At 68.8% G+C, this 26,652-nt stretch carries 30 protein-coding genes; 17 read left to right on the top strand and 13 right to left on the bottom strand.

All coding sequences use genetic code 11. The features are described from left to right. Nucleotides 1-7: 7 nt before the first annotated feature. Genes G7043_RS05390 through G7043_RS05375 form a run of 4 tightly spaced genes read right to left on the bottom strand, consistent with a single transcriptional unit; the run spans nucleotide 8 to nucleotide 3,607 of the window. The gene (locus tag G7043_RS05390; protein ID WP_166044418.1) at nucleotides 8-535 is read right to left on the bottom strand and encodes an NUDIX hydrolase; all 528 of its coding nucleotides are present in this window, start codon (nucleotides 533-535) and stop codon (nucleotides 8-10) included. Further along, the gene (locus tag G7043_RS05385) at nucleotides 532-1,854 is read right to left on the bottom strand and encodes a coenzyme F420-0:L-glutamate ligase (RefSeq protein WP_166044417.1); all 1,323 of its coding nucleotides are present in this window, start codon (nucleotides 1,852-1,854) and stop codon (nucleotides 532-534) included. Before G7043_RS05385 ends, G7043_RS05390 begins: the two co-directional genes overlap by 4 nt. Further along, nucleotides 1,847-2,818, bottom strand: a complete 972-nt coding sequence (gene cofD, locus G7043_RS05380; protein ID WP_166044416.1) for a 2-phospho-L-lactate transferase — start codon at nucleotides 2,816-2,818, stop codon at nucleotides 1,847-1,849. Before cofD ends, G7043_RS05385 begins: the two co-directional genes overlap by 8 nt. A gap of 33 nt (nucleotides 2,819-2,851) precedes the next feature. Further along, nucleotides 2,852-3,607, bottom strand: coding sequence for a site-2 protease family protein (locus tag G7043_RS05375; RefSeq protein ID WP_166044415.1), 756 nt, complete (start codon nucleotides 3,605-3,607; stop codon nucleotides 2,852-2,854). Nucleotides 3,608-3,852: 245 nt separating this feature from the next. On the opposite strand from G7043_RS05375, the gene G7043_RS47500 reads away from it, so the two are divergent. Both G7043_RS47500 and G7043_RS05365 read left to right on the top strand, forming a co-directional pair. Next, on the top strand, nucleotides 3,853-4,158 hold the full coding sequence (locus G7043_RS47500; protein WP_051784712.1) for a WhiB family transcriptional regulator: 306 nt from the start codon (nucleotides 3,853-3,855) through the stop codon (nucleotides 4,156-4,158). Nucleotides 4,159-4,189: 31 nt separating this feature from the next. Then, nucleotides 4,190-7,357: a glycosyltransferase family 2 protein gene (locus G7043_RS05365; RefSeq protein WP_166044414.1), complete on the top strand. Its 3,168-nt coding sequence runs from the start codon at nucleotides 4,190-4,192 to the stop codon at nucleotides 7,355-7,357. A gap of 216 nt (nucleotides 7,358-7,573) precedes the next feature. Here the strand turns inward: G7043_RS05365 and G7043_RS05360 are convergent, their stop codons facing one another. Then, nucleotides 7,574-8,017, bottom strand: coding sequence for a metallopeptidase family protein (locus G7043_RS05360; RefSeq protein ID WP_109639215.1), 444 nt, complete (start codon nucleotides 8,015-8,017; stop codon nucleotides 7,574-7,576). Between the two features lie 93 nt (nucleotides 8,018-8,110). Between G7043_RS05360 and G7043_RS05355 the strand changes: the two genes are divergently transcribed. From G7043_RS05355 to G7043_RS05320, 8 genes are all read left to right on the top strand, one after another. Next, nucleotides 8,111-8,470, top strand: coding sequence for a DUF3499 domain-containing protein (locus G7043_RS05355; RefSeq protein ID WP_313887706.1), 360 nt, complete (start codon nucleotides 8,111-8,113; stop codon nucleotides 8,468-8,470). 83 nt (nucleotides 8,471-8,553) lie between these two features. Next, nucleotides 8,554-9,906 (top strand): phosphomannomutase/phosphoglucomutase, encoded by a 1,353-nt coding sequence (locus G7043_RS05350; protein ID WP_166044413.1) that lies wholly within the window; start codon nucleotides 8,554-8,556, stop codon nucleotides 9,904-9,906. Nucleotides 9,907-9,916: 10 nt separating this feature from the next. Then, nucleotides 9,917-10,117 carry a Trm112 family protein gene (locus tag G7043_RS05345; protein ID WP_166044412.1) on the top strand — a complete coding sequence of 67 codons (201 nt, stop codon included), beginning with the start codon at nucleotides 9,917-9,919 and terminating at the stop codon, nucleotides 10,115-10,117. A 4-nt stretch (nucleotides 10,118-10,121) separates the two neighbouring features. Further along, a complete protein-coding gene (locus G7043_RS05340; protein ID WP_166044411.1) occupies nucleotides 10,122-11,186 on the top strand; it encodes an SIS domain-containing protein in 1,065 nt (354 codons plus the stop codon). Between the two features lie 19 nt (nucleotides 11,187-11,205). Further along, entirely contained in the window at nucleotides 11,206-12,420 is a 1,215-nt protein-coding gene (gene manA, locus G7043_RS05335) for a mannose-6-phosphate isomerase, class I (protein ID WP_166044410.1), read from the top strand. A 45-nt stretch (nucleotides 12,421-12,465) separates the two neighbouring features. After that, nucleotides 12,466-13,389 carry a cation diffusion facilitator family transporter gene (locus G7043_RS05330; protein ID WP_166044409.1) on the top strand — a complete coding sequence of 308 codons (924 nt, stop codon included), beginning with the start codon at nucleotides 12,466-12,468 and terminating at the stop codon, nucleotides 13,387-13,389. Between the two features lie 151 nt (nucleotides 13,390-13,540). Beyond that, nucleotides 13,541-15,082, top strand: a complete 1,542-nt coding sequence (locus tag G7043_RS05325) for an amino acid permease (protein WP_166044408.1) — start codon at nucleotides 13,541-13,543, stop codon at nucleotides 15,080-15,082. Nucleotides 15,083-15,113: 31 nt separating this feature from the next. Beyond that, complete coding sequence (locus tag G7043_RS05320; RefSeq protein WP_166044407.1) at nucleotides 15,114-15,569, top strand: MarR family winged helix-turn-helix transcriptional regulator; 456 nt, start codon at nucleotides 15,114-15,116, stop codon at nucleotides 15,567-15,569. On the opposite strand, the gene G7043_RS05315 is transcribed toward G7043_RS05320, so the two are convergent. Then, nucleotides 15,566-16,171, bottom strand: coding sequence for a hypothetical protein (locus tag G7043_RS05315; RefSeq protein WP_166044406.1), 606 nt, complete (start codon nucleotides 16,169-16,171; stop codon nucleotides 15,566-15,568). The two genes, G7043_RS05320 and G7043_RS05315, sit on opposite strands and share 4 nt — an antisense overlap. Before the next feature lie 18 nt (nucleotides 16,172-16,189). Here G7043_RS05315 and G7043_RS05310 point away from each other — a divergent pair, with 18 nt between their 5' ends. After that, on the top strand, nucleotides 16,190-17,425 hold the full coding sequence (locus tag G7043_RS05310) for a glutamate mutase L (RefSeq protein WP_166044405.1): 1,236 nt from the start codon (nucleotides 16,190-16,192) through the stop codon (nucleotides 17,423-17,425). A 64-nt stretch (nucleotides 17,426-17,489) separates the two neighbouring features. After that, nucleotides 17,490-17,705, top strand: a complete 216-nt coding sequence (locus G7043_RS05305; RefSeq protein ID WP_166044404.1) for a hypothetical protein — start codon at nucleotides 17,490-17,492, stop codon at nucleotides 17,703-17,705. Nucleotides 17,706-17,721: 16 nt separating this feature from the next. Here the strand turns inward: G7043_RS05305 and G7043_RS05300 are convergent, their stop codons facing one another. Together G7043_RS05300 and G7043_RS05295 are read right to left on the bottom strand one after the other, a co-directional pair. Continuing rightward, on the bottom strand, nucleotides 17,722-17,934 hold the full coding sequence (locus G7043_RS05300) for a helix-turn-helix domain-containing protein (RefSeq protein WP_166044403.1): 213 nt from the start codon (nucleotides 17,932-17,934) through the stop codon (nucleotides 17,722-17,724). Continuing rightward, nucleotides 17,934-18,410, bottom strand: a complete 477-nt coding sequence (locus tag G7043_RS05295) for a DUF2975 domain-containing protein (RefSeq protein ID WP_166044402.1) — start codon at nucleotides 18,408-18,410, stop codon at nucleotides 17,934-17,936. The genes G7043_RS05300 and G7043_RS05295 overlap by 1 nt, the downstream gene beginning before the upstream one ends. Nucleotides 18,411-18,487: 77 nt before the next feature. On the opposite strand from G7043_RS05295, the gene G7043_RS05290 reads away from it, so the two are divergent. Further along, nucleotides 18,488-19,066, top strand: coding sequence for a TetR/AcrR family transcriptional regulator (locus G7043_RS05290; protein ID WP_313887705.1), 579 nt, complete (start codon nucleotides 18,488-18,490; stop codon nucleotides 19,064-19,066). On the opposite strand, the gene G7043_RS05285 is transcribed toward G7043_RS05290, so the two are convergent. From G7043_RS05285 to G7043_RS05275, 3 genes are read right to left on the bottom strand one after another with little or no spacing between them, the layout of a single operon-like run. Next, nucleotides 19,059-19,583, bottom strand: coding sequence for a GNAT family N-acetyltransferase (locus G7043_RS05285; RefSeq protein WP_166044400.1), 525 nt, complete (start codon nucleotides 19,581-19,583; stop codon nucleotides 19,059-19,061). The genes G7043_RS05290 and G7043_RS05285 overlap by 8 nt on opposite strands. Further along, nucleotides 19,577-20,101, bottom strand: a complete 525-nt coding sequence (locus G7043_RS05280) for a GNAT family N-acetyltransferase (RefSeq protein WP_166044398.1) — start codon at nucleotides 20,099-20,101, stop codon at nucleotides 19,577-19,579. The genes G7043_RS05285 and G7043_RS05280 overlap by 7 nt, the downstream gene beginning before the upstream one ends. 10 nt (nucleotides 20,102-20,111) lie before the next feature. Continuing rightward, nucleotides 20,112-22,517, bottom strand: coding sequence for a hypothetical protein (locus G7043_RS05275; protein WP_166044396.1), 2,406 nt, complete (start codon nucleotides 22,515-22,517; stop codon nucleotides 20,112-20,114). A gap of 98 nt (nucleotides 22,518-22,615) precedes the next feature. On the opposite strand from G7043_RS05275, the gene ahcY reads away from it, so the two are divergent. The 4 genes from ahcY (at nucleotide 22,616) to G7043_RS05255 (ending at nucleotide 25,614) form a co-directional block, all read left to right on the top strand. After that, nucleotides 22,616-24,079, top strand: coding sequence for an adenosylhomocysteinase (ahcY, locus tag G7043_RS05270; RefSeq protein WP_166044394.1), 1,464 nt, complete (start codon nucleotides 22,616-22,618; stop codon nucleotides 24,077-24,079). Between the two features lie 50 nt (nucleotides 24,080-24,129). Next, complete coding sequence (locus tag G7043_RS05265) at nucleotides 24,130-24,597, top strand: hypothetical protein (RefSeq protein WP_166044393.1); 468 nt, start codon at nucleotides 24,130-24,132, stop codon at nucleotides 24,595-24,597. A gap of 14 nt (nucleotides 24,598-24,611) precedes the next feature. After that, nucleotides 24,612-24,992, top strand: a complete 381-nt coding sequence (locus G7043_RS05260; RefSeq protein ID WP_166044392.1) for a VOC family protein — start codon at nucleotides 24,612-24,614, stop codon at nucleotides 24,990-24,992. Between the two features lie 70 nt (nucleotides 24,993-25,062). Then, on the top strand, nucleotides 25,063-25,614 hold the full coding sequence (locus G7043_RS05255) for a VOC family protein (RefSeq protein ID WP_166044391.1): 552 nt from the start codon (nucleotides 25,063-25,065) through the stop codon (nucleotides 25,612-25,614). Here the strand turns inward: G7043_RS05255 and G7043_RS05250 are convergent. Further along, nucleotides 25,583-25,777, bottom strand: coding sequence for a DUF397 domain-containing protein (locus G7043_RS05250; protein WP_313887704.1), 195 nt, complete (start codon nucleotides 25,775-25,777; stop codon nucleotides 25,583-25,585). The two genes, G7043_RS05255 and G7043_RS05250, sit on opposite strands and share 32 nt — an antisense overlap. After that, a complete protein-coding gene (locus G7043_RS49785; protein ID WP_166044389.1) occupies nucleotides 25,752-26,648 on the bottom strand; it encodes a helix-turn-helix domain-containing protein in 897 nt (298 codons plus the stop codon). The genes G7043_RS05250 and G7043_RS49785 overlap by 26 nt, the downstream gene beginning before the upstream one ends. Nucleotides 26,649-26,652 lie beyond the last annotated feature (4 nt).

Below are 26,652 nucleotides of genomic sequence, written 5' to 3'. Positions count from 1 at the left end.
ATCCACGTCAGCGCAGGCGGGCCAGCGCCGACTCGATCAGCGGGTGCAGGTCGTCCACGTTGTCCGGCAGCGAGTCGAGCGGCCACCACTGCAGGTCGACCGACTCGGCCGAGCGCACCGGCTGCGCGCCGACCGGCGCCCGCACCAGGAACCGCACGTCGAAGTGCCGCGTCGGCTTGCCGAGCGAGCACGTGATCGGGTGCACGTCGAGGTGGATCGGCGTCGGCTCGATGCGCAGCCCGCGCATGCCGGACTCCTCGGTCGCCTCGCGCAACGCGGCCGCGGCCAGCGACACGTCCTCCGGCTCGCAGTGGCCGCCGAGCTGCAGCCACCGGCCCACCCGCGGGTGCAGCGTCAGCAACGCGTGCTCCGCGGTGGCGTCCAGGACCAAAGCAGAGGCCGTGAGATGCCCCGGCTCGCAGGACCGCCGGCAGGCGTCCTCACGAGCCGCCAGGAAGCCCAGGTAGGCCTCGCGCAAAGCGTCCTGTCCGGCGAATCGGCTCAGCGTCGAGACCGCGTCGGCGTGCAATGTCAAAGCTCGATCAGCCCTTCCAACGGCTCGCGCGGCGTCAGCGGCTCGGTCGGGTGCCCGACCGCCACGGCGCCCAGCGGCTCCCAGTCCTGCGGAACACCCAGCACGGAACGCACCACGTCCGCGCAGAAGATCGTCGACGACACCCAGCACGAGCCGAGGCCCTCGGCGGCCAGCGCCACCAGCAGGCCCTGCACGGCGGCGCCACCGGCGACCGTGAACATCGTCTTCTCGGCCTCGGACCTGCGCGGATCGGGATACGCGTGTGATCCGTCGCGGACCAGGAACGGCACCACGATCTCCGGTGCCTCGACCAGCAGGTCACCCCGCCGCAGCCGGCGCGCGATCTGCTCCTCGGTGAACCCGTCGCCGCGCAGATCGGCCGTCCACTGCTCGCGCATCGCCCGCAGCAGTTCCGCGCGCTTCTCCCGCACCAGCACGAACCGCAGCGGCTTCGTGTGGTGCGGCGCGGGCGCGGTCAACGCCGCACCGACCGCGCGCTTCAGCACGGCGAGATCAACAGGTTCGGAGGAGTAGAACCGCACCGAGCGACGCATCAGCACGGCCTCGGCCCGGCCCTGGGCCAGCGCCTCCTCGGTGCCGAGCCGGAACAGGTCCTCCTCGGTCGGCCGGGTCAGGTCGCGCGCCGTGGAACCGTCGTCGACCACCTCGAACCCGCGCAGCACCGCCACCGGCACCGCGCCGAGCTTGCCCTTCACCAGGTCCGCAGCCGCCGCGATCTCGTCGGCGATCGCGACCATCGTCACCGCGAGCTCGTTGCCGTGCTCGTCGACCGAACCCGCGTAGTCGTGCAGCACCCGGATGCCGGACGCGCCGATCGCGGCGTCGGTCTGGCCGATCCGCCACGCGCGGCCCATCGTGTCCGTGACGACCACGGCGATCTCGACGCCGAGCAGGCCTTTCAACGCGCGGCGCAGGGACGCCGCCGATCCGTCCGGGTCGACGGGGAGCAGCGCGATCTCGTCGCCCGCCACGTTCGAGGCGTCGACCCCGGACGCGGCCTGCACGATGCCGAGCTTGTTCTCGGTGATCAGCGTGCGCATCTTGCGGGCGAGCACCCGCACGGACTCCGCGTCGACGTGCTCGCGCCGGATCCGGTCCCGTTCCTCCAAGTCCGCCGGAACGCGGACCAGCCGTCCCTCTACTTTGGACAGGATCTTGGACGTGACGACCAGCACGTCGCCGTCGCGCAGCCAGGGCGCGGCCTGGGCGATCGCACCGGCCAGGTCGTCGCCGGGGCGAAATTCCGGCAGCCCCGGTACCGGCAGCAGCTCCAGCGCCGCCGCGGCGTGATCAGTCAACTTCGACTCCGGCCAGTTCCAGCGCGGCGCGGGCCATCTGCGCCGTGGCGTCCACATCGGACATCAGCAGCGGAACCGCGCGAACCGCGACACCGGGCACGTCGGCGCGGTCGCCGGTGTGCACCAGCCACGCGTCCAGAATGCCGTCCGAGCACTTGCGGGAGCCGTAGTGCCGTCCGACGGCTTCGGCGGAGGTCTCCACGCCGATCGCGTCCAAACAAGCGTCCGCCATGCCCCGCAACGGTTTCCCGCCGATGATGGGGGACAGGCCCACGACGCCCGCCTCGGTCTTGCGCAGCGCGTCGCGCACGCCGGGCACGTTCAGGATCGTGCCGATGCTCACGACCGGGTTCGACGGGGCCAGGATCACGGCGTCCGCCTCGGCGATCGCGTCCAGCACGCCGGGCCCGGCGGTGGCGGTCTCGGCACCGACGAACGCGAACGACAGCGCGGGCAGTGCCGCCCGGTGCTTGACCCACCACTCCTGGAAGTGGATGGCCTTCGGTTCGCCGTCCAGCTCGACGACGACGTGCGTCTCCACCCGGTCGTCCGACATGGGCAGCAGCCGCACGCCCGGCTGCCACCGGTCGCACAGCGCCTCGGTCACGGCCGACAGCGGGTAGCCCGCGCGCAGCATCCTGGTGCGGACCAGGTGCGTGGCGATGTCCCGGTCGCCGAGCCCGAACCACGTCGGCTCGGCGCCGTACGCCGCCAGCTCCTCCTTGACGGTCCACGACTCGCCCGCGCGGCCCCAGCCGCGCTCGGTGTCGATCCCACCGCCCAGCGTGTACATGCAGGTGTCGAGGTCAGGCGTGATGCGCAGCCCGTGCATCCACACGTCATCGCCGGTGTTCACCACCGCGGTGACCTCGGCTTCCCGTGCTTTATGTGACAGTGTTATCTGTTTGAGCCCTTGCAGGAACCTCGCGCCGCCGACCCCGCCGACCAGTGCTACGACCTTCACGCCGTCCCATGCTTCCACAGCGGCTCGCGGTGCCTACAGGTAGCGCCAGAACATGAACGCGGCCGCACCGGCGTAGGCCGAGCCCGAGGCGCCGCCGACGGCCTCGAACACCGCGGTCGCCGCCTCGAAGAACAACCTGTTGACCTCGGCGAAGCCGATCAGCACGGCGAACAGGATCAGCGGCGCCCACGGCCGTGCCTTCGCGCCGAACTGCTGCGCCTGGGGCGACATGAACGGTTCCAAAACACCCCAGCCGTCCAAACCGGGAATCGGCAGGATGTTCAGCACGAACGCGATCACCTGCAACAAGGCCAGGTACGAAATCGCGGCGGCGAGCGCGGTCGGCGGCGAGAACAGTGTGACGATCAACGCAAGCAGCACGCCGATCACCAGGTTCGTGACCGGTCCGGCGAGTGAGACCAACGACTCGATCTTCTTCGACCGCAGCGCGTGGTGGTTGATCCACACCGCACCACCCGGAAGTGGGATTCCGCCGAACGCGAGCAGCACCAGCGGCAGCAGGATGCTCAGCACCGGGTCGGTGTAACGACGGATGTCGAGGGTCAGATAACCCTTGTCGCGTACCGAAAAATCGCCGCCCTTGTACGCGACGGCGGCGTGTCCGAACTCGTGCAGGCACAGCGTCACCGCCCACCCGGCGAGTACGAAGAGGATGGTGCCCGAGATGATGGCGACGTCACCTTCGAGCAGGGTGATTGCCCCGCCGGCGACGGTTGCCGCGAGCAGGCCGAGGAACAGTGGACTGGGGCGCACCGCTGATCGCTTCACCCCACCAGTGTGGCGTGTCGGCTGGCGCTGTGGGCTGTTCGGGGACCCTTTGCGACACCTGAATCACTGTCTGTGCTGCCAGTCAAGGTTTTTGCGGCCATCCGCGCGAATATCCCCCGACGTGTGGACTCCGCTTGACCGCCCGCTGTGACGCAGGTGTAATCACATCGGTGTCATTCGTCGTTGTGGGAACGGCGTCTGGCGTCCGCCAACCGGGGAGAGCGGAAGGCGAGGAGGCGGACGAAATGCAGGAATTCGAAGAGCTCGAAGAAGATCACGTCACGCAGCCGGTCGTGCAGGGCGAGCTGTCGTACCTGTTCGACCCTGCCGACGAGCAGGACTGGCAGGAGCGCGCGCTGTGCGCCCAGACGGATCCCGAGGCGTTCTTCCCCGAAAAGGGTGGATCGACGCGGGAGGCCAAGCGCATCTGCCTGGGCTGCGAGGTGCGTTCGGAGTGCCTTGAGTACGCACTCCAGCACGACGAACGCTTCGGCATCTGGGGCGGTCTCTCGGAGAGAGAACGCCGCAAACTGAAGAAGCGAGCCGTCTAGAGCTGTGATCTTCTTGCCTTAACTTGAGGACGTGACAAGTCCTCACCCGAGGCTCCGGACCGCGCCGGTGCTGTGCGTCCTGGTCTGCCACGACGGCGACCAGTGGCTCAGCACGGCGCTGTCCGCGTTGCGGCGTCAGCGAATTCGCCCTCGGCACGTGATCGCGGTCGACACCGGGTCAACGGATCGAACAGCGAAGGTGTTGGCGGAGGCAGGAGATCTGCTGGACGGCGTGCTGACCGTGCCCCGCGGCACGGGTTTCGGCACGGCCGTCCGCATCGCTGTCGAGCACGCCGTCGAACGGTGGGGCGACCCCGGCAAATGGCTGTGGTTGCTGCACGACGACAGCGCGCCCGAACCCGACTGCCTGGCCGCTCTGCTCACCGCGGCCGAGGTGTCGCCGTCGGCTGCCGTGCTGGGCCCGCTGTGCCTCGATTGGGTGGATTCTCGTCTCGTCGTCGAGGCGGGTCTGTCGACGGATTCCTCGGGACATCGGCAGACGGGCCTGTCGTCGGCGGAGCACTCCGCGTCGTTCCAGCAGAGCACCGAGGTCCTCGCGGTCTCGTCGGCGGGCTCGCTGATCAGGCGCGAGGCCTGGCACGCGCTCGGCGGCTACGACGAGGCGATGCCGCTGCTGCGCGACGACCTCGACTTCGGCTGGCGCGCGAACGTGGCCGGTCACCTGGTGCTGTGCGTTCCGGTCGCTCGGATGCGCCACGCCCGTGCCGCAACCAAAGGTGCACGCCGTTTGGACGCGGCGATGGCGCGTCCGGGCCCGTCGTTCCGCGGCGTCGACCGGGCGCACGGCATGCGCACGTTCTTGGTCAACTGTTCCGGGTTCTCGTTCCTCATCGGACTTCCGCGGCTGCTCCTCCTGTCGCTGCTGCGCGCCCTGGGCTTCTTGTTCCTCCGGCGTTTCGCGGACGCACACGCCGAAGTCGGCGCGGCCTGCTACCTCCTGACCCGAGGTCGCCTGTTCGAAGGACGCCGCGCGCGCCGCGGTTCCACCGTCGTGCGCGGCCTCTTCACCAGCAGACTCACCAGATTCCGCAACGCCGTGCGGGCCGGCGCGACGTTCCTGATCCGCCGCCGCGTCGAAGCCGACGCGGCGCTGGGTCGTTTGCCTGCAGCCGACGCCAGTTCGGCGTGGCTCGAACCGTCCGAAGTGGACCCGCGTGCGTTCGGCCCCGCCGCTCTGCCCGCCGGCGCCTCGCGCGGCCGCCCGCGTGTCGCCGGTCTGCGCCGCCCGCCGGTCGTGGTTCCGGTGGACGCCGCTTTGCCCGGCGCACTTCGTCCATCGCCGAAGCCACGCCCGTCGCCCGGCCCGCGCGCCTCGTCCGGCATGGTCTTCGTCGAGGTCGACCAGTCACGGGTGCTGCGATCGTTGTTGCTGGCGCCTCCCGTGCTGTTGTTGCTGGGGCTCTCCGCGGTCGCGGTGGTGGCCAACTGGTCGCGTCTCGGGCTCTCGTTGGCGGGCGGGCGCCTGCTGCCCGTCGGCTCGGCCGCGTCGGTCTGGTCCGAGTACCTCGCTTCCTGGCACCCGGTGTACGGCGGCACCGCGGCCCCTGCGCCAGCCGCGTTAGCCGTTCTCGGACTGATCCCCGGCGGCCCGTCGTTCGCCGTCGCACTGCTGTTGCTCGGCGATATCCCCCTCGCCGCGTTGTCGGCCTACATCGCGTCACGCGGCATGCGCGTGCGGCGTTCCGTGCGCGCGGTGGTGGCGGCGTTCTACGGATTGCTGCCCGTCGCCACCACGGCCGTGTCCGAGGGACGGCTGGACGTCGTCGTCGTCCACGTCGTGACGCCCGTGGTGTTCGCGGGCGTGTACGCAGTGTTGCGCGCTTCGTCGACTCACGCGTGGTTGCCGATGGCTTCCGGTACCGCGATCGGCGTCGCGGTGTTGGGCGCCTTCTCGCCGTTGACCCACGTTGTGGTGATCATCGGGGCCCTGGTCGGGTTCGTCGCGGTGTCCGGTGGGGCTCGGCGGATCGCGGCGCTGTTCGCCATCGTGTTGTTGCCGATGGCGTTGTTGTTGCCGTGGCCTGCGGTTTTGCTGCAACACCCGGAGAAGGTGCTCAACGGCCTCGGCGCGGCGTTCTCGTCGCCGCCGCCGAACCTGATCGTGTGCTCGGTGTTTGTGGCGGCTGCGTTCGCTGCTGCCGTGTTGCGGCCCAACGCTGCGATGTTGCCCGGATTGCTGGTGATCGTGCTGGCTATCGGGTCGTTGGCTGCTACTGCTGCTGTTAAGGCCTGGCCTGGGACGCCGTTGGTTCTCTTGGCGTGGGGGCTCGTGTGTGTGGTGCTCGCCGGGTGCCAGCGCGGGGTGCCGCCTGGTGTGGCTGGGCAGGCGTCGGTGCGTCGGGCCGTGTACGTGGTTGGTGTTGTGACGTTGGTCAGTCTCGGGGTGGCTGGGTTCCTCGATCTGCGGTCTGGGCCGTTGAAGGCTGATGGCGGGACTCGGTTGTCTTCGTCGTTGACGGGGGAGCTGGAGCGGACTGGGCGGTCGGTGCTGATTCTTGGGCCGTCGGTGCGGCAGGTTGCTGGGCGGATGCCGGCTTTTGGAGACGACGATCTGGTGCCGACGGTGTCGTCGCCGGCTCGGCTTCGGCGGTGGAACACGTCGTTGCTGGACGGGGCGCCTGAGGCGGTGAAGCTGGCGTTGGCTCAGGCGGCTTCGTCGGGGGTGTCGTTTGTGGTGTTGCCGTCGGAGGAGGTTGCTGCTCGGGTTCGGGCAGCGGCTGGGGAACTGGTGTCGGTGGCCCCTGCTGCTTCGGATGGGCGGCCGGTTTTGCGGTTGCGGTTTGCGGCGGATACCGGGGTGTTGTTGGCGCCTGATTTGGCTCGGCGGGCTCGGACCGGTGGGGAGCCGCCGGCTGAGTTGGCTGCTGCTGGGGTTTCGCCGGTGAATGTCTCGTTGCCTGAGGTGGCGGTGAAGGTTTCTCCTGGTGGGGAGGGGCGGGTGCTCGTTTTGGCCGCTGAGGACGAGCCTGGGTGGACGGTTTCGGTGGATGGGGTTCAGGTGCCGGTTGTTCGGGCTTGGGGGCATTTGGTGGGGGTGCCGTTGCCTGGGGCCGATGCCGAGGTTCGGGTTGAGATGGCTGGGACGTTGCGGGACTTCTTGTTGTTGGCTCAGGCTGCTGCGGCGTTGTTCACGTTGTTGACGGCGGTGCCTGGGAGGCGGCGGGGGACTGGGGTGTAGGTCGCCTTGCGTTGGGCGGGTCACGTTCCGAGTCGCGGCCGTGCGGGTGGTCTGATCGGGGGGCCAGCGCCGCACGTGGGTTGATGGCACGCCTGTTGCTTACGGCGGCTGCCAGTTCCGTAGGTGGTGCGGTCCGGCTGCGCCATCGGCTTGGACGCTCGCCTGCGGCGTCGCGGGGGTGTGAGACCTGCCACTCACTAGTTGGTTGAGGGGTCTTCAGCCCTCGTCGATCACGTCCGGGTCCAAGCCCAGGTAGTTCGCCACTTGTTCGACCAGGACGTCGTGCACCAGGTCCGCCAGGTCGGCGCCGTCCTTCGCGCGTGCCTCCAGCGGGCGGCGGTACAGAACGATTCGGGCACGATGATCGGAGCCTGCGGGCAGTAGGCGGGCCAGCGGGACGTTGCCGTCTTCCACCACGCCGTCTTCGCCCTCGACCTGGACGTCGGGGACGTCGTCCACGGCCACGTCCAGTTGGGTCAGCTCGGTTCGCCAGCGGGCTTCGATGGGTTCCAGGGCCTCGATGACCAGGGCGTCGAAGCGTTCGGCTCGGGAGCGGGCGGCTGGGAGCGTGGCTGGGTAGAGCGGGCCGCGGAGGCCGCGGCCGTGTCGGTCGCGGTTGCGTCGACGCGGCGAGTCCTGTCGCCGTGAACCCCGTGCCATCACCACAACAGAGCAGCCTAGTTGCTGCTGCCGGGGAGCAAACACAGCGTGCCTCACACACAGGCTCGCGTGGACGCGCTATCGTCCCCGATCGTGCGGAGCGTGAGACGGTGCTCGCGAACCGGGTGTGCTAACCCGGCTGTCGCCACGCTCACCTACGCCTATGCGGACTCCACCGCAGTCGTCGGACCGCTCGCCACGTACTCCGAACCGCACAGCTACGACCTGTGCGAGGAGCACGCCTTGCGGCTCACGGCGCCGCGCGGGTGGGAGGTCGTCAGGCATCAGGGTGAGTTCGCGGCGCCCGAGCCGAGTGTGGACGACCTGACGGCCTTGGCCGAGGCCGTTCGTGAGGCTGGGCGGGCTGATGTGACCCCGAAGATGCCGGACGTGCCCATTGGCACGCATCGGCGCGGTCACCTGCGGGTATTGCCTGATCCGCACGAGGACTGAGCGACCACACGCATCACTAATCTTCTCGCCGGTAGGCTGCCGTGTGGTGGCCGTCAAGAGCGAGTTTCCTGGGAGTGTGCGGCGTGCGTGACCTGTCCGGCATCGTCAAGGCGTACGACATCCGCGGGGTGGTCGGCGAGCAGCTGGACGCCGCCGTGGTTCGCGACTTCGGCGCGGCGTTCGCGCGGTTGGTCGGCGGACCCGCGATCGTGATCGGTCACGACATGCGTGACTCGTCGCCCGAGCTGTCCCGGGCGTTCGCCGCCGGTGCTCAGGCGCAGGGCGTGAACGTCATCAGCATCGGCCTGGCCAGCACGGACATGCTGTACTTCGCGTCCGGCAAGCTGGACCTGCCGGGTGCGATGTTCACCGCCAGCCACAACCCGGCGCAGTACAACGGCATCAAGTTGTGCCGTGCGGGCGCGTCGCCGGTCGGGCAGGACACCGGGCTCGCGCAGATCCGGCAGGACGCCGAGAACCAGGTCCCGGACGCCGAGGGCGTCACCGAGGGCACGTTCGAAGAGCGCAACATGCTCGTGGACTACGCGGCGTACCTGAACCAGCTGGTCGACCTGAAGAGCATTCGTCCGCTCAAGATCGTCGTGGACGCGGGCAACGGCATGGGCGGCTACACGGTGCCGCAGGTCTTCGAGGGCCTGCCCATCGAGGTCATCCCCATGTACTTCGAGCTCGACGGCAGCTTCCCGAACCACGAGGCGAACCCGCTCGACCCGAAGAACATCGTGGACCTCCAGGCCCGCACCAAGGCCGAGGGTGCGGACGCCGGTGTCGCGTTCGACGGCGACGCGGACCGTTGCTTCGTCGTGGACGAGAACGGCGACCCGGTCAGCCCGTCGGCCATCACGGCGCTGGTGGCCGTGCGCGAGCTGCAGAAGGACCCCGGCGGCACGATCATCCACAACCTGATCACCTCGCACGCGGTCCCGGAGATCGTGAAGGAGAACGGTGGCAAGCCCGTGCGCACGCGCGTCGGCCACTCGTTCATCAAGGAGGAGATGGCCAAGACCGGCGCCATCTTCGGTGGTGAGCACTCCGCGCACTACTACTTCCGCGACTTCTGGCGCGCGGACACCGGCATGCTGGCCGCGCTGCACGTGCTGGCCGCACTGGGTGAGCAGGACGGGCCGCTGTCCAAGCTGACCTCGGTCTACAACCGCTACGCCGCCTCCGGCGAGATCAACTCGACCGTGGCAGACCAGGCCGGCCGGATCGCCGCGATCAAGGACGCGTACGGCTCGAAGGACGGCGTCACGATCGACGAGCTGGACGGTCTCACCGTGCAGCTGGCGGACGGGTCGTGGTTCAACCTGCGGGCCTCGAACACCGAGCCGCTGCTGCGTCTGAACGTCGAAGCCCCCACCCCCGAGGCCGTCGTCGCGCTCAGCGACGAGGTCCTCGCGATCGTGCGGGCCTGAGGAGAACATCGTGGCCGTCAAGCTCGAAGAGCAGTTGCTGGAGATCCTCGCCTGCCCGTGCCCCGAGCACGCGCCGCTGCGGCTCGGGACGCCTGCCGACCCGGAAGCGGACTTCCTCACGTGCACCGCGTGCGGCCGTTCGTTCCCGGTTCGCGACGGCATCCCGGTACTGCTGCTGGACGAGGCGGTCGAGCCGCCCGCGGCTGGGTGAACCGGTGCTCGACGACACGCTGCTCGACGACCCGAGCCGCCTCGCCGACGCCGACACCGGCGGGTGGTTGCGCGCCGCCGCACGGGCGGGAGCACAGGTCCGTTCCACCGCTGAGGCCGCGGCCGAGGCGGGGGTGGAGCGGATCTTCTCCGAACGTCCGCGCGCGGTGGTGCTCATCACCCGTCCCGGCCACTCGGTGGCGGTCGCGGGCCTCGTCATGGCGTTGCTCGGCCCCGGCTGCTCGGTGCCGGTCGTCGTCTGCGACGAGGTGCCGCCGTGGGTGGGTGCGCTCGACGTGGTGCTCGCGCACACCGAGGACCCGAGTGACCGGGTGCTCGCCGAGTCGATCTACCAGGCTGCCCGCCGTGGCGCGCGCACGCTGCTGACCGCGCCGGACTCCGGTCCGGTCGCCGCAGCCGCCGCAGGTCAGGCCGTGCTGCTCTCGCCGCGGGTGGAGGTGCCGCCCGGCTTCAGCTTCCACGGCGCGCTCGCCGGGTGGCTCGTGGTGCTGAACTCGCTGGGCCTGCTCAAGGTCGACGTGGAGCTGATCGCGGACGAGCTCGACCGCGAGGCCGAGCGCGACCACCCGATGCACGAGTCGTTCGTGAACCCGGCGAAGTCGCTCGCGCTGCGCGTCGCCGACCGCACGCCGCTGTTGTGGGGCCTCGACGAGGTCGCCACGTCGGTGGGCGTGCACGGCGCGGGCGTGCTGGCGGCGTTCGCCGGGATTGCGAGCGATGTCACCGGGTATTCGCAAGCGCTGACCCGCACGGTGCTGCACCGCCGCGCGGTGCAGGGAACTTCCGGTGCAGATCTGTTCGCCGACCCGGACGACGAGCCGGGTGGCGGACTCGTGCGCGTGATGTTGCTGGCCGTGCGCCAGGGCCCGGTGGCCGATGCCGCGCGGCACGCCGCCGAGGACGCCCTGCCGGGAGCCGACGTCTTGGAGCCGGCCGTCGAGGTGGCGGGAGGCGACGCGGTCAGCGCCGCGCTGCTCGCGCTCCGCTTCGAGCTGGCCGCGCTGTATCTCGGGCTCGCCGCCGGAACTCTCGGTGGCAACCCGTACTGATTTGGGAGCTGACTTAGAAGTGGACCTGCTGCACAACGCGGTCAGGCCGTACGCGTGGGGCTCACGCACGGCCATCGCCGAGCTGCTCGGGAAGGAGGTGCCCGCACCCCATCCCGAGGCCGAGCTGTGGATGGGCGCCCACCCCGGCGACCCGTCCCGCGTGGTCGGCGCCGACGGCGTCGAACGCTCGTTGCTCGAACTCCTGACGTCCGACCCGGACGGTCAGCTCGGCACGCAGGTGGCGCAGCGGTGGGGCAGCAGGCTCCCGTTCCTGCTCAAGGTGCTCGCCGCGGAGGAGGCGCTGAGCCTGCAGGCGCACCCGTCAGCAGCTCAGGCGGCCGAGGGCTTCGCTCTGGAAGAGCACGCCGGCGTGCCGCTCGACGCCGCGGTGCGCAACTACAAGGACCCGGCCGCGAAGCCGGAGCTGATCTGCGCGCTGACCGAGTTCCACGCCCTGGCGGGCTTCCGCGAGCCGTCGCGGACCGTCTCGTTGCTGCGCACGCTCGACGCGCCCGCGTTGGCGCCCTACACCGAGATGCTGGTGGCGCAGCCGGACTCGGCGGGCCTGCGCGCGTTGTTCACGATGCTGATCACGCTGCCGCAGACGTCGTTGAGCATGTTGCTGCCGCAGGTGCTCGACGCGTGCGTGCTGCACGTGAAGGAGCACGGCGAGTTCGACCTGGAATGCCGCACGATCCTGGAGCTGGGCGAGTCCTACCCCGGTGACGCGGGCGTGCTCGCGGCCCTGCTGCTGAACCGCATCGTCCTGCAGCCCGGCGAGGCGATCCACCTGCCCGCCGGCAACCTGCACGCGTACCTGCGCGGCACCGGCATCGAGATCCTCGCGAACTCGGACAACGTCCTGCGCTGCGGCCTCACGCCCAAGCACGTCGACGTGCCCGAGCTGTTGCGAGTGCTCGACTTCACCTGCGGCGACATGCCCGTGTCGACGGGCGAGGAGGTCGCGCCGGGCGTCCGCGTCTACCGCACGCCCGCGCCGGAGTTCGAACTGTCCCGGCTGGACGTGGCCGACGAGACCCGGATCGACCACGAGGGCCCGCAGATCGTTCTCTGCACCTCGGGCGCGGCCGTCCTGACGAACGCGCGTGGCGACGAGGTGCGGCTGGCCCGCGGACAGTCCGTGTGGCTGCCCGCGTCGGACCCGGCAGTGCTCGTCCGGCCGGATGGTGTTGAATCCGCTCAACTTTTCCGCGCGACGGCCGGGAACGACTAAGGTTCCCGACCGGACAAACCGGACGGGTTCAGCGAGGAGACAGGCGTGTCAGCAGGGGGCGGGACCAAGGCCATCGTCGCGGCGTTGGCGGCGAACGCGGGTATCGCGGTGGCCAAGTTCGTCGGATTCTTGTTCACCGGCTCGTCGTCGATGCTGGCCGAGTCGGTGCACTCGCTCGCGGACACGTCGAACCAGGGTCTGTTGCTGCTCGGTCAGAAGACCGCCCAGCGCAAGGCCACCAGGTTGCACCCGTTCGGTTACGGCCGCGACCGGTACTTCTGGTCGTTCGTGGTGGCGCTGCTGCTGTTCAGCCTCGGCTCGGTGTTCGCGTTGTACGAGGGCATCCACAAGCTGCAGCACCCGGAGCCGCTCAAGGACCCGATCATCGCGGTCGTCATCCTGGTGGTCGCGATCGGCCTGGAGTCCTTCAGCTTCTACACCGCGATCGTCGAGTCGAAGAAGATCAAGGGTGACGTCTCCTGGTGGGGCTTCATCCGTCAGTCCCGCACGCCGGAGCTGCCGGTCGTCCTGCTGGAGGACCTCGGCGCTCTGGTCGGCCTGGTGCTCGCGCTGTTCGGCGTGGGCCTGAGCATGATCACCGGTGACCCGATCTTCGACGCGCTCGGCACCATCTCCATCGGTGTGCTGCTGGGCATCATCGCGGTGATCCTGATCATCGAGATGAAGTCGCTGCTGATCGGCGAGGGCGCGTCCGACAAGGACCTCGACGTGATCTGCGACGAGCTGGCCGCGGGCAAGGTGCAGCGCGTCATCCACATCAAGACGCAGTACATCGGCCCGGAGGAACTGCTGGTCGCGGCGAAGATCGCGCTGGAGCCGCAGCTGCCGCTCGACGAGGTGGCGCAGGCCATCAACGACGCCGAGCAGCGCGTCCGCAACAAGGTCCCGCACGCCCGGCTCATCTACTTGGAGCCGGACCTCGACCGCTCGACGGTAACCAGCTCCTGATCCAAACCATGGGGGGCACATTCATGGACCTCAGGTCCATGAATGTGCCCCCCATGGTTTTCCGGACAACGCGCGGACATCAGCTATAGGGGTTCCACATGCTGGATACCTCTAGGGTGGGCCGAACAGGTCCATCAAGGAGGTATGCACCGTGCCGGGGAACGGGTTGTGGCGCACCAAGTCGATCGAGCAGTCGATCGCGGACACGGACGAGCCGGACACCAAGCTCCGCAAGGACTTGACGGCATGGGATCTCACGGTCTTCGGCGTCGCGGTCGTCATCGGCGCCGGCATCTTCACGCTCACCGCGAGCACCGCCGGCAACATCGCGGGACCGTCGGTGTCGCTGTCGTTCGTGCTGGCGGCGATCGCGTGTGCGTTGGCGGCGTTGTGCTACGCCGAGTTCGCCTCGACGGTGCCGGTCGCGGGTAGCGCCTACACGTTCTCCTACGCGACGTTCGGCGAGTTCGCCGCGTGGATCATCGGCTGGGACCTGGTGCTGGAGTTCGCGGTCGGGTCGGCCGCGGTGGCCAAGGGCTGGTCGGCGTACCTGCAGACGACGCTCGGGTTGCTCGGCATCGACGTGAAGACGGCCTACAAGCTCGGCGGGCCGTTCCAGTTCGACTGGGGCGCGATCCTGCTGGTCGGCGTTCTCACCGTGTTGCTGGTGCTGGGCACCAAGCTGTCGTCGCGGGTGAGCGCGGTCATCACGGCGATCAAGGTCGCGGTGGTCCTGCTCGTGATCGTGCTCGGCATCGGGTACATCAACGCGGACAACTACAGCCCGTTCATCCCGCCGGCCGCCGAGGGCGGTGCCGCCGCGCACACGGGGATCGAGCAGTCGCTGTTCTCCCTGCTCACCGGCTACTCGGGCAGCACGTACGGCGTGCTCGGCATGCTGGCGGCCGCGAGCATCGTGTTCTTCGCGTTCATCGGGTTCGACGTCGTGGCGACCACGGCGGAGGAGACCAAGAACCCGCAGAAGGCCGTGCCGCGAGGCATCCTCGGCTCGCTCGCGATCGTCACGGTGCTGTACGTCGCCGTCACGCTGGTGATCACCGGCATGGTGCCGTACGAGAAGCTCAAGACGCAGCCGGACGGCACGCGCGCGACGCTCGCCAGTGCGTTCGCGGACAACGGCGTCGACTGGGCCGCCACGGTCATCTCGGTCGGCGCGCTCGCCGGTCTGACCACGGTCGTCATGGTGCTGATGCTGGGCCAGAGCCGCGTGCTGTTCGCGATGTCGCGGGACGGACTGCTGCCGCGCGGACTCGCGAAGACCGGAAACCACGGCACGCCGACCCGGATCACCGTCATCATCGGTGTGCTGGTCGCCGCCGTCGCGGGCTTCTGGGACGCCGGGACGCTGGAAGAGATGGTGAACGTCGGCACGCTGTTCGCGTTCATCCTCGTCTCCGCCGGTGTGTGGGTGCTGCGCAGGACGCGGCCGGACCTCTCGCGCGGGTTCCGGGTGCCGCTCGTGCCGCTGGTGCCGATCCTCGCGATCCTCGCCTGCCTGTGGCTGATGCTGAACCTGACCGCGCTCACCTGGGTCCGGTTCCTCATCTGGATGGCGCTCGGTGTCGTCGTCTACTTCGTCTACAGCCGCCGCAACTCGGTGCTCGGCAGGACCGGTGAGGGCAAGGTCGAGCCGGAACCGGTCATCAAGCACGGCGAAGAGCCGGGACTCTAGGGAACAGCTCTGCACCACTAATCTGCGACTCATGGCAAATGCGCGGTGGCTCTCCGAGGAGGAGGGGCACGCCTGGCACCATTTCGTCCAGGCGTACCACCTCCTCGAGAGGCAGATCGAACAGCAGTTGCAGCGCGACGCGGGTCTCTCGCACGCGCAGTACAACGTGCTGGTCGTGCTGTCCGAACAGCCCGGTAACCGCCTGCGGATGACCGAGCTGGCCCGCCGCGTCGTCGTGTCCAAGAGCTCGCTGACCTACCAGATCGGCAAGTTGGAGAAGGCCGGACTCGTGCGGCGCGAACCGCACGAGTCCGACGAGCGCGGCATCCTCGCCGTGCTCACCGCCGCGGGCAAGGATCTGCTGCTCTCCGCCGCGCCGGGTCACGTCGCGACGGTCCGCGAGTACCTGATCGACCTCTTCACGCCGGAACAGCTCGCGCAGCTTGGGTCGTTCATGCAGATCGTGCACGAGAAAGCGGACGACTAGAGCGTCAGCAGCCCGCGTTCGTCGAGCCAGTCGGCCACGTCGTCCGGTCCGTTCCGGGTCACGTCGAACTCGAAGACCGGCAGCGTCGACTTCGCCGCGAGCTCACGGAGTTGTTGCTGCTCCTCGATGAACGGCTCCAGCGAGACGTACTGCTTCGGGTTCGCGCTGATCTTCAGCCGTTCCACCCGTGCTTGCTCGAACGTGTCGTCCGGCCGTGTGCAGAGCACGATCGCGAAGTTGAGCGGCTTCAGCCGTTCTTCCAGCCAGCCGAAGTCGAACTCGCGCCCCTGTCGTGCCTGATAGGCCATGGTGGACAGGTGGAACCGGTCGACGATCCACGAGTAGTAGCGCTGCAGCTCGAACATCCGCACCCACGTCTCGTAGGTCTCCAACGCGTGTGAGGTCTCCTCCGGCGCGAAGTCGATCATCCCGCGCCCCCACGGTTCGTTGGTGAACCCGCTCCACTCGGCCGAGATCAAGGGCGAGTGGTAGCGGTACTTGCGGTGTCCGACGAGGCGAGGGTGCTCGTTGAGCGCGTAGGCCAGGTCCGTCTTGCCGGTCAGCCGCGTGCCTTCGAGGATCACCTTGGGCGTGAGCTTCATGGTGGGTTAGCTTGCCTTGTGATCCTGTGTCTCGACGTCGGTTCCACCTGGACCAAGGCCGCGCTCATCACCCCCGAGGGCGAACTGGTCCGCACCGGACAACACCCGACCACGCCGCCCGAGGTGCTGCACGGCATCGACGCGCTGCGCGCCGAGGTGGGCGACGGCGAGATCCTGGCGTGCTCGTCGGCCGGCGGAGGCCTCCGGCTCGCCGTCGTGGGCCAGGAACGCGTCGTGAGCGCCGAGGCCGGCTACCGGGTCGCACTCAGCGCGGGCGCCAAGATCGTGCACGTCAGCGCGGGCCCGGTCGACGTGAAGGCCTTGCGGGCGTCTTCACCCGACCTGGTGCTGCTCGTCGGCGGCACGGACGGCGGTGACCAGTCGGTCCTGCTGCACAACGCCGCGAAGCTCGCCCGCGTGGCCGTGCCGATCGTGCTCGCGGGCAACGTCGACGCCCAGCCAGAAGCGTTGGCACTGCTGGCGAACCGGACCGTGGTGGCGTGCCCGAACGTGCTGCCCGACGTCGGCCGGCTCGCCCCGGAACCCGCGCGCAAGGCCATCCGCGCGGCCTTCCTGCAGCACGTGATCGGCGGCAAGGGCCTGTCGCGAGGCCCGCGCTTCCGGCAGCTGGTGCGCGCCGTGACCCCGGACGCCGTGCTGGCCGGCGTGTCCAGACTGGCCGCGCAGGACCGCGAAGGCGCTGTCCTGGTCGTGGATGTCGGTGGCGCCACCACGGACGTCTACTCCGCCGTGTCCAAGGTGGACAGTGAGGGTCTGGAAAGGACGGTCGCGCTGCCGCCGGACCGCCGCACCGTCGAGGGCGATCTCGGCATGCGCTGGTCGGCCCCCGGGGTGGTCGCCGAAGCTCTCGCCGAACGCCTCACCACCGAGGACCTGACCGAGGAAGCGCGGTATCGAGCCGAGAACGTCGGCTGGCTGTCCGAAGACCCGGCGGTGGACGAGAAACTGGCGTCGTTCGCGGCGATTCTGGCCGTGCGCAGGCATCTCCGGCAGGTCGACGGCCAACTTGGCCCGCACGGTGCGGGGTTGCTGGTGCTCTCCGGCGGCGTTTTCCGGCACACGCCCGACATCACGCCGATCGTCGAGGCGCTGCGCAGCGACCCGGTGCTGCGGCCCGTGCTGCGGACCGCGGAGATCACCGTCGACCGCGACTACGTGCTGGCACCGGTGGGCCTGCTCGCCGAGTCGGGGCGGCTCGAAGCCGCCGACCGACTGGCGAAGCGTCTGTCGTGACCGCCGTCACGTGAGTGCAACCGGCGGTCGGCAAGATCGGTTAGGAACGAATGTGAAGCGAACAATGACATCGGCCGCGGTGATCGTGGCCTCTCTGGGGATCCTGCTGAGCGGCGCGGGCACGGCCTCCGCCCAGGAGCCGTACGGCAAGTACCCGACGAAGGCCCGGTGCGAGGCCGTCGGCAAGCCTCTGGTGTTCGTCGGGGGTCAAAAGGGCTACGCGTGCGACAGCAACCCCAGTGCCCCCGCCAGTCAGCGCTGGTGGCTGTACATCTGGTGATCTGGACGCCAGCCGGTCAGTCTTCCTCGTCCACGAACTCGAGCAGATCGCCCGGCTGGCACTCCAAAACCCGGCACATGGCTTCCAAAGTGCTGAACCGCACGGCTTTCGCCCGCCCGTTCTTCAGCACCGCGACGTTGGCCGGCGTCAGCCCGACCTTCTCCGCGAACTCGCCGACGCTCATCTTGCGCTTGGCCAGCTCGACGTCGATGCGCACGATGATCGCCATCAGATCACCGACTCCATGTCGGAGCGCAGCGTCGTGGCGCGCTGCAGCAGTGCGCGCATCACGATCAGCACGAGTCCGAACGCGGTGACCCCCGTCGTCAACAAGAACAGCACCATCGGCGCGCCGGGGTCGTCGGCGTTGAAGCCGACCCAGAGGAACACGCCCACCAGCACCACCCACCCGGCCGCGATGGCCCACACCATCACGTTGACCCACTTGATCGCGGCCTCGGTGAAGATCAGATCTTTGCGCACCAGGGTGAGCAGTTTCCACGTCGCGACGATCACCACCTGGACGCAGATCACCCAGAAGATCGAGATGATCGCGCCGGGCCAGATCAGGGGGTCGTTCGGGTTCTGCTGCGCCATGTACATGAACTTCCCCGGCAGGGACAGCGTCTCGAACACGACGAGGATCCCGAACAGGATCACCAGGAAGACCCGGAGGGCGGTCACCGCCCAACGCTCAGCAATCATGCGATCGAGTATCGGTAGTGATCTATCGAAAGTCAATCGGTAGTGATCGTGTTGCAACAGGTCTCTACAGTGATCGCGTGGGATTGCGCGAACGCAAGAAGACCGAGACCCGAGCGGCCCTCTCGACCGCCGCACTGCGCCTCGCCCTGGAGAAGGGCGTCGACAACGTGCGGGTGGACGAGATCGCCGAGGCGGCGAACGTCTCGCCGCGCACCTACAACAACTACTTCCCCAGCCGCGAGCACGCGATCGTCGCGGGCATCACGGCCTCCCGCGCTCTTCAGGTGGCGGAAGAACTCCGCGCCCGCCCGTCGGACGAGCCCCTGATCGACTCGATCGTCGCCGCGTTCGCCCAGCAGTACCGCGAACCCCCGACCGAGGCTCTCGCGCTGATCAACTCCACCCCGTCGTTGCGCGAGGCCTACCTGGACTCGGTGTCTTCGATGGAACCGCCGATCGCCGAGGTGATCGCCGAACGCCTGGGCAAGGACGAGGCCGGCGCCGAGGTGCTGGCCGCGGCGGTGTCCGCCGCCGCGCGGATCGCCGTGCAGCGCTGGGTGGACGTGCGCCCGTCCGGCCTCGTCGTCATGCCGGCCGGCTCCGTGGAGGACCACCTGCGCGAGGCGATCGGGTATCTGGAGCCGGCGCTCAGGTGAGCTCGTCGGCCAGCACGCACATCAGCAACGAGTCGTGCCACTGGCCGTCGCGGAAGAACGACTGCCGCAGCCGTCCGTCGACCTGGAAGCCGACCTTCTCGTAGGACCGGATGGCACGGGGGTTCGCCTCGACGACGCCGAGTTCGATCGAGTGCAGCCGCAGCGTGTCGAACCCGTACCGGCACATCCGGCGCAGCGCGTCCGTGCCGTATCCGGAGTTCCAGTACTCCTGCTCGCCGATGTAGATGTCGACCTCGGCCCGCGCGTTGATCGGATCCGCGTCCCGCAACCGGACCAGGCCGATGAGCTTTCGTTCCGCCAGCGTCTCGATGCACAAGGTGATCCGCTCGTACGAGTTCTCCTGGCGGTCGGCCAGTTGCTTGCGCACGAACTCCAGCGACGCTGGGTAGTAGCTCGCCAGCCACCGCATGACGTCTTCGTCGTTGTACCAGCGGTAAAAGGCGTCGGCGTCCTCCGGTTCGAGGGGCCGCAGTCGGACGAGGTCGCCGGTCAGCACAACTCCTCCTTGAGCACGCACATCAACAGTTCGTCGTACCACTGACCGTCGCGGAAGAACGAGTGCCGCAGCCGTCCGTCGACCTGGAACCCGATCTTCTTGTACGACCGGACCGCCCGCTCGTTCACCTCGACGACGCTGAGCTCGATCGAGTGCAGCCGCAGCGTGTCGAACCCGTACCGGCACACCCGGCGCAGCGCATCGGTGCCGTACCCGCCACCCCAGTACTCCTGCTCACCGATGTAGATGTCGACCGTCGCGCGCGCGTTGATCGGGTCCGCCTCGCGCAACGCGACGATGCCGATGGGCTTGCGCTCCTCCAGCGTCTCGATGCAGAGGGTGACCTTGTCGTGCGAGTTCTCCTTGCGGTCGGCCAGGCGCTTGCGCAGGCCCGCCAACGACTCGTGGTAGTAGCTCTGCAGCCACCGCATGACCTCGTCGTCGTTGTGCCAGCGGTACAACGCGTCGGCGTCCTCCGGTTCGAGGGGTCGCAGTCGGACGAGGTCACCGGTCAGCATGTTCCGGAGCTTAGGAGCCACCCAGCGCGTCGCGCGACCGCGTTTCCGGCTTGCGGGCGAACGGCAGCGGCGGAGACTCCGGCGCGTCCACCTCCAGCAGCCCGGCCGCGATCGCCACCGCCCGGTCCCACTCCGGATCGGAGGTGTAGTCCGAGTGCGCCGACACGCCGGACCGCCACCGCCGCCCGGGGAACGGTCCCCGCTGCGGATCCGGCAACCAGTGGTCACCACCCAGCACCAGCGCTCCGGTGGGCCCGCGCAACGCCGGCGCCAGCGCGCCCTCCGACCCGTCCGGCCGGTAGCCGACGCCGAGCAACATCCCGTCGAACACCTGCCGCCGCCACGTCATCACCGCGCCGCCCAACGGGTCCGTGCCTCGGCACAACGAGCGCCACCGGCCGTCCAGCCCGCCCGCCAGCCTGGCCAGCGACGCGTGCGGCACCACGGCCGGAAAAGCCCGCGGATAAGCCCACTGCAGTTGCGAACCGGCGGTCAGCAGCCCGATCCGTTCGCGATCGTGCGCGGGCAGGTCCTCCAGCAACCGGGCAGCGGCGACGGCGACCAGCAAAGATCCCTGCGAGTGTCCACAGAGGACAACCCTGGTGCCGGGGTCGCGCAGGTGGTCCTGCACTCGGGAAACCAGCTCCGGCACGACCTTCAACGCGTAACAGGGCGGCACGATCGGGTGAGCTTCGCGCGGCCAGAACTGCGCGATGTCCGCGATGATGCCCAGCCGCCGCCCGGACTCCGGCTGCCGCGCCGCGAGATACACCGCCCGCAGCAACGACACCGCCAGCAGACCCAGCACGCCCACGCCGAAGGCCGAGAACGGGAAGGTCCAGGACGCCAGCGGAACGTTGCGCACGCGCAGAACCGAAGCCAGCACGGCACCGACCACCAGCACCGAAGCGATGATCAGGATCATGTGGTGGCCGTGGTTGCGTTCCCACCGGGCCCACCACCACGCGCGCCTCGCGGCCCGGAGGTCGCGCATCCGGCCCGAGTGCAGCAACGAAGCTTCGCGCGCCCACTCCTTGCCCTTGCGGAACGCCCGCCACCGCACCGCGCCGGTGAAGGACGCCACCGCGAAGGTGGTCAACAGCCCCAACGCTCCCGCCACGCCCCACAGCAGGGTGATGTAGTCGTAGCCGACGGGCAGGTGCAGTTCGCTGCCCAACGCCTTGCGCACCGGCAACGCGACCCCGGCGCCGAACCCGCCGCCGAGCAGTCCGGCGATCGCCAGCACCGGCGCGGAGAACCAGCCGCCCGCCCACGGCCGCAGCTCGCGCGGCAGCGAGGCCCACGTCTTGCGCGCCAACAAAGCAGCGGGCACCAGCATCAGCCCGAACAGCACCAGCACGAACGCCATCATCAACGCCACGACCTGCACGGTCACGTCCGCGCCGGGCACCCGCGTCGGCAGCTGTTCCTGCAACCCCACCGTCGTGAGCACCAGCAACCCCGACAGGACCAGCAGCACCCGCCGCGGCCGACGCCCCAGCGCCGCCCGCAACCACCGCCCGCCGCGGTGGGGCGCGCCGCCCGTCGGGTCGTCGAGCAACAACACGCCGAGCACGGACAGGCCGACGAAGACCAGGGAGACGACCCACGCCGTCGTGATCGCCACGCCCATCCCGCCGGTGGCCGTGAGCTGTTGCAAGGGCCCGCCCAGCGCGATCAGGCAGGCCACCGAGAGCGCCGCCACGACGTGCAGGGTCCGCAACGCGGGCGTGTCCGGATCGGTCGCGACGTGCGCGCCGGGCAGGCCGGACGCGGGCCGGCCGTCCTTGTCCTCCGCGTCGGCGATCTCCTTGCGTTCGATCCGCCAGTCCACGTGCGAGATCCGCCGCATCACGGCGATCAGCGCGATGATTGGAAGAAGTCCGAAAGAAGTGCGGAACCAGGGGAACTGGCGCACATCGGCTGGAATGCTGGTCAGGCACTCGACACCCGGCCGCAGACACTGGGCGGCGAGCAGGTCCAGGCTGACCACGGAGACCTGCGCGACCAGCAACGCCGTCAGCAGAAGGGCGAACACCCGCAGCAACGACCGCAGACCGATGCCGAGCAGGTGGGCAGGCAGGTTCCGCTCCGGAACGGGAGGCAGCATCCAGTGAGCGACGTTCGCGATGCTGAACGGGAAGAGCAGCGCCCAGGTGGCCTTGGCCACACCCCCGGACGTCATGCCGCCCCACAGGTACCCCTCGACGACGCGGGGGATCGGCCGTCCCTCGGTCTGCAGCACCGGACCGGGTGCCGGCCTGCGGAGTCTGTCCGCGGGCCGCACGATGCGCCCGAGTCCGTCACCCGCTACGTCCACGGCCGCAACGGCGTCGACCAGCGTCTGCGGCGTCGTCCCCTGCACGCCGTGTACCCGCAGTTCGACGACACGTGTGTCCGGGCCGGCAATCAACACCCGAGACCTCCCTCACCCAGCGTGGGGGTCATAGTGGTGCATGAACGGGCGGTATGGTCGGACGACACCCTCTCTGAAGTGCCCTGGAGGACTTCGCAATGACCTCGGACCGGTTGCAGACCCGCAACGGCATCGACTTCGCAGTGGCCGACCTGTCGCTCCACGAGTTCGGTCGCAAGGAGATCCGGCTGGCCGAGCACGAGATGCCCGGACTGATGGCGTTCCGCCGCGAGTACTCCGGGGTGTACCCGCTCAAGGGCGCCCGCATCTCGGGCTCGTTGCACATGACGATCCAGACGGCCGTGCTCATCGAGACCCTGGTCGACCTGGGCGCCGAGGTGCGCTGGGCCTCCTGCAACATCTTTTCGACGCAGGACCACGCGGCCGCGGCCGTCGTCGTCGGCCCGTACGGCACGGAGGAGGAGCCCAAGGGCATCCCCTGCTTCGCCTGGAAGGGCGAGACGCTGCCGGAGTACTGGTGGACCGCCGAGCAGATGCTCACCTGGCCCGACGGCAAGGGCCCGAACATGATCCTGGACGACGGTGGCGACGCCACCCTGCTCGTCCACAAGGGCGTCCAGTACGAGGCGGCCGGTGTCGTCCCGCAGGCCGACGAGAACGACGCGGAAGAGTGGAAGATCGTCCTCGACACGCTCCGCGCGTCGCTGGCCGCCGACGGCAAGAAGTGGACGAACATCGCGGCGGGCATCCGCGGCGTCACCGAGGAGACCACGACGGGCGTCATGCGCCTGTACCAGCTGGCCGCCGCCGGTGAGCTGCTCTTCCCGGCGATCAACGTCAACGACGCCGTGACGAAGTCGAAGTTCGACAACCGCTACGGCATCCGCCACTCGCTGATCGACGGCATCAACCGCGGCACCGACGTCCTGATCGGCGGCAAGGTCTGCGTCGTCGCGGGCTACGGCGACGTCGGCAAGGGCGCCGCCGAGTCCCTGCGCGGCCAGGGCGGCCGGGTCATCGTCACCGAGATCGACCCGATCTGCGCCCTGCAGGCCGCCATGGACGGCTACGACGTCCAGCGCCTCGAGGACGTCCTCGACAAGGCCGACATCATCATCACGACGACGGGCAACAAGGACGTCGTGATGGTCGAGCACATGGCGAACATGAAGCACCAGGCGATCGTCGGCAACATCGGCCACTTCGACAACGAGATCGACATGGCCGGCCTCGCCCGCTACCCCGGGATCCGCCGCAACAACATCAAGCCGCAGGTCGACGAGTGGGTCTTCCCCAACGGCCGCTCGATCATCGTGCTGTCCGAGGGCCGCCTGCTGAACCTCGGCAACGCGACCGGCCACCCGTCGTTCGTCATGTCGAACTCCTTCTCCAACCAGGTGATCGCGCAGATCGAGCTGTTCACCAAGCACGAGGAGTACGACAACGAGGTCTACCGCCTGCCCAAGGTGCTGGACGAGAAGGTCGCCCGCATCCACCTGGAGGCGCTCGGCGGCAAGCTCACCAAGCTGACCAAGGACCAGGCCGAGTACATCGACGTGGACGTCGAGGGCCCGTTCAAGGCGGACCACTACCGCTACTGAGCACTTCCTGACAGGGGCCTCCCGCGCGCGTCGCGGGAGGCCCCTGTTTCATGTTCGCCGTGGGATTCTTCGGCACGTACGCCTATGAACACGGTTCCTGGAAGACGTTGTCCGAGGGCGAACTGCCGCCGCTGGACGAGCCGTCGCTGTGGATCGACATCCACGACAGCGACATCACCTCGGTCGTCTACGCGCCCGTCGGGCCTGGTAGCGGTGTTGCGTACCTCGGCCTGACGCCGCGCACCTACTTCGAGAACCCGAACGCGTCCGACCCGACCGACGTGCTGCGCGAGGCCGCGGGGCTGGCCGCGTGGTGGGCGCTGCACAACTCCGGCGACGTCGCCGCCAAGCAGGCGGAGCTGCTCGAGTTCCTGGCCTCGGACGAGAACCCGGACGACTTCGAGTGGAACGAGGACGAGGACGTCGACGCGATCGACGACGGCGAGGTGTTCGTCGAGGTCAAGACCCAGCGGTTCCTGGCCGCGCTCGGTCTGCCGGTGCCCTACGACCTCAGCTGACTAGCCTCGGTGCTGTGCATCGCAGCCGACTGTTCGGGATCTTCATCGACACGCCCGCCACCGAGGCCGGTGCGGCCGCGAACTTCTGGTCCGCCGCGCTGGGCGTCCCGGCGCGTCCCGTGGCGGGCGAGGAACAGTTCACGGCCCTGGACGGCGCCGTCCCGGACCTGACCGTCGACGTCCAGGCGATCGACGACGCACCGCGCTATCACGTCGACATCGAGACCGACGACGTGGCGGCAGAGGTCGCCCGGCTGACGGCCCTGGGCGCGGAGCCGGTCTCTCGCTGGCTGGAGTGCCACACGCTGCGCGCGCCCGGCGGTCACCTGCTCTGCGTGGTGCCGGTGCACAGCGAACTCGAGACGTTTCAGAGGCTGGCCCGAACGTGGCCCTGAAACCCTTTGCGGAGACGACGATGATCACAGGGTGACGACAGATTCGGGATCATCGAACGAGTTCTGCTGGATGGACCTCAAAACCCGCGACGTGACCGGCACCGCCGCCTTCTTCTCGCGGACCCTGGGCTGGCACTTCGCGGTCGACGAGGACGACTGGCGCAAGGCCACCAAGATCTCCGCCGAGGGCCACCTGATCGGCGGCGTGAGTGACCTGGCGAACCCGATCTACCCGCCGGGAACACCCGCCCACATCGCCTACTACCTGGCAGTCGACGACGTCGATCGCCGTGCCGAAGTGGCGGTGGCGAACGGCGCTCGCCTCGTCGTGCCTCCGTTCGAGGCGGGCGATCAGGGTCGCATGGCGACGTTGATCGACCCGGTCGGTGCTCCTGTCTCGCTGTGGCAGGCCCGCACCTTCACCGGCTGGAAGGTCCGGCCCGGCCGCATGGTTCTGGCCTGCGACCAGCCTGACGACGCCCGCCGCTTCTACCAGGAGATGACTGACGCCCCGCTGGTCCACGCGGATTTCGTCGCCGCATCCGAGCCCACCGCCGCTCCTCAGTGGGAACTCGTGGTCCACGTCGGCGCTAGCCCTCGCGTTGTGCGCCTGCAGCGCTGACGAACGCCTGCCACGCCCCAGCACTGAACCCGAGCTCGGGACCGGCGGTGTTCTTGGAGTCACGGACGCGCACGACCTGGGCGAACGCAACCTCGACGCACTCGTTGCCCGCGTCGGCGTTGCCGCTGTAGCTGCTCTTACGCCAGGTGCAGTCTCCGGCCACTGAGGTCCTCCCGCGATCGGCTGGCGAGATCCGCCACCATCGATCGCGATTGTTCCTCACTGAGGGCCAGCGCATCCAGTTGCGCGAAGATCGACTTACACGTCTTGACCCCGGCCAGGTCCTGAACGAACACCATCGCGAGGTCGGACTCCGTGTAGGCGACGCTGCTGCGTTTCTCGTACTCCCACAGCACATAAGGAGCCGCGAAGACGCCTGCTGCACCGCTTGAAGCAGGCACGATCCGGATGATGTGGGTGTGGAAGAGCAGCCTCATGAGCTGGTCCTCCATGACCGCATCGCTGCCGATTTTGAGCTGTAGGGCGTTCTCGTGGATGTAGAAGGTGCACAGCGGGCGATTCGGCCGCCTGAGGATCGCTTGCCGTTCCATCCGGAAACGAACAGCCGCCTCGATCTCGTCCGGAGCGATCGTTCCGGTCTGGAAGTGCGCTGTTGCGTAGTCCTCGGTCTGCACCAAGCCAGGAATGGCCGTCAGGCTGTAGCTGGTGATCTTGTCGGCGCTCGACTCGGCCATCGTCACCGTGCGCAGATTGGTGGGCACCTGCACGAAGTAGTGGTCGAACGCCGAGCGGTACCTGTTCAGGAAGTCCTCGATGAAGACCTGACTGCGCCCACAACGGCCCAGGTACTGGATGAGGTCGATCTCGGTGGCGCGGACCTTGCCGTGCTCGATGTTGGAGACCTTCCCCGGATCCCACCCGAGCATCCGGGCGATCTTCCGAGCCCGGAAGGTCGTGAAGCGCTCCCGCACCTGTCGCAACTCATCGCCCAGGTCACGGCTGTACGGAGTGGACGGATCACCGTTCATGGAACTCGACGTTAGGTGATGGAGGAAAAACAACAGCGTGCCCAAACGG

This window comes from Lentzea alba (assembly GCF_011067745.1).
Lineage (GTDB): Bacteria > Actinomycetota > Actinomycetes > Mycobacteriales > Pseudonocardiaceae > Lentzea > Lentzea alba.
Note: the sequence above shows the minus strand (reverse complement) of the source record. Positions and strands in the feature narration are given on the sequence as shown.

What these genes read in the sequence shown, in the direction of transcription:
- G7043_RS47500 (WP_051784712.1), top strand. Translation starts at nt 3,853, where the DNA reads ATGCAGGAATTCGAAGAGCTCGAAGAAGATCACGTCACGCAGCCGGTC.
- G7043_RS05360 (WP_109639215.1), bottom strand. Translation starts at nt 8,017, where the DNA reads ATGGCACGGGGTTCACGGCGACAGGACTCGCCGCGTCGACGCAACCGC.
- G7043_RS05320 (WP_166044407.1), top strand. Translation starts at nt 15,114, where the DNA reads ATGGCAAATGCGCGGTGGCTCTCCGAGGAGGAGGGGCACGCCTGGCAC.
- G7043_RS05315 (WP_166044406.1), bottom strand. Translation starts at nt 16,171, where the DNA reads ATGAAGCTCACGCCCAAGGTGATCCTCGAAGGCACGCGGCTGACCGGC.
- G7043_RS05305 (WP_166044404.1), top strand. Translation starts at nt 17,490, where the DNA reads ATGACATCGGCCGCGGTGATCGTGGCCTCTCTGGGGATCCTGCTGAGC.
- G7043_RS05300 (WP_166044403.1), bottom strand. Translation starts at nt 17,934, where the DNA reads ATGGCGATCATCGTGCGCATCGACGTCGAGCTGGCCAAGCGCAAGATG.
- G7043_RS05295 (WP_166044402.1), bottom strand. Translation starts at nt 18,410, where the DNA reads ATGATTGCTGAGCGTTGGGCGGTGACCGCCCTCCGGGTCTTCCTGGTG.
- G7043_RS05280 (WP_166044398.1), bottom strand. Translation starts at nt 20,101, where the DNA reads ATGCTGACCGGTGACCTCGTCCGACTGCGACCCCTCGAACCGGAGGAC.
- ahcY (WP_166044394.1), top strand. Translation starts at nt 22,616, where the DNA reads ATGACCTCGGACCGGTTGCAGACCCGCAACGGCATCGACTTCGCAGTG.
- G7043_RS05265 (WP_166044393.1), top strand. Translation starts at nt 24,130, where the DNA reads ATGTTCGCCGTGGGATTCTTCGGCACGTACGCCTATGAACACGGTTCC.
- G7043_RS05255 (WP_166044391.1), top strand. Translation starts at nt 25,063, where the DNA reads ATGGACCTCAAAACCCGCGACGTGACCGGCACCGCCGCCTTCTTCTCG.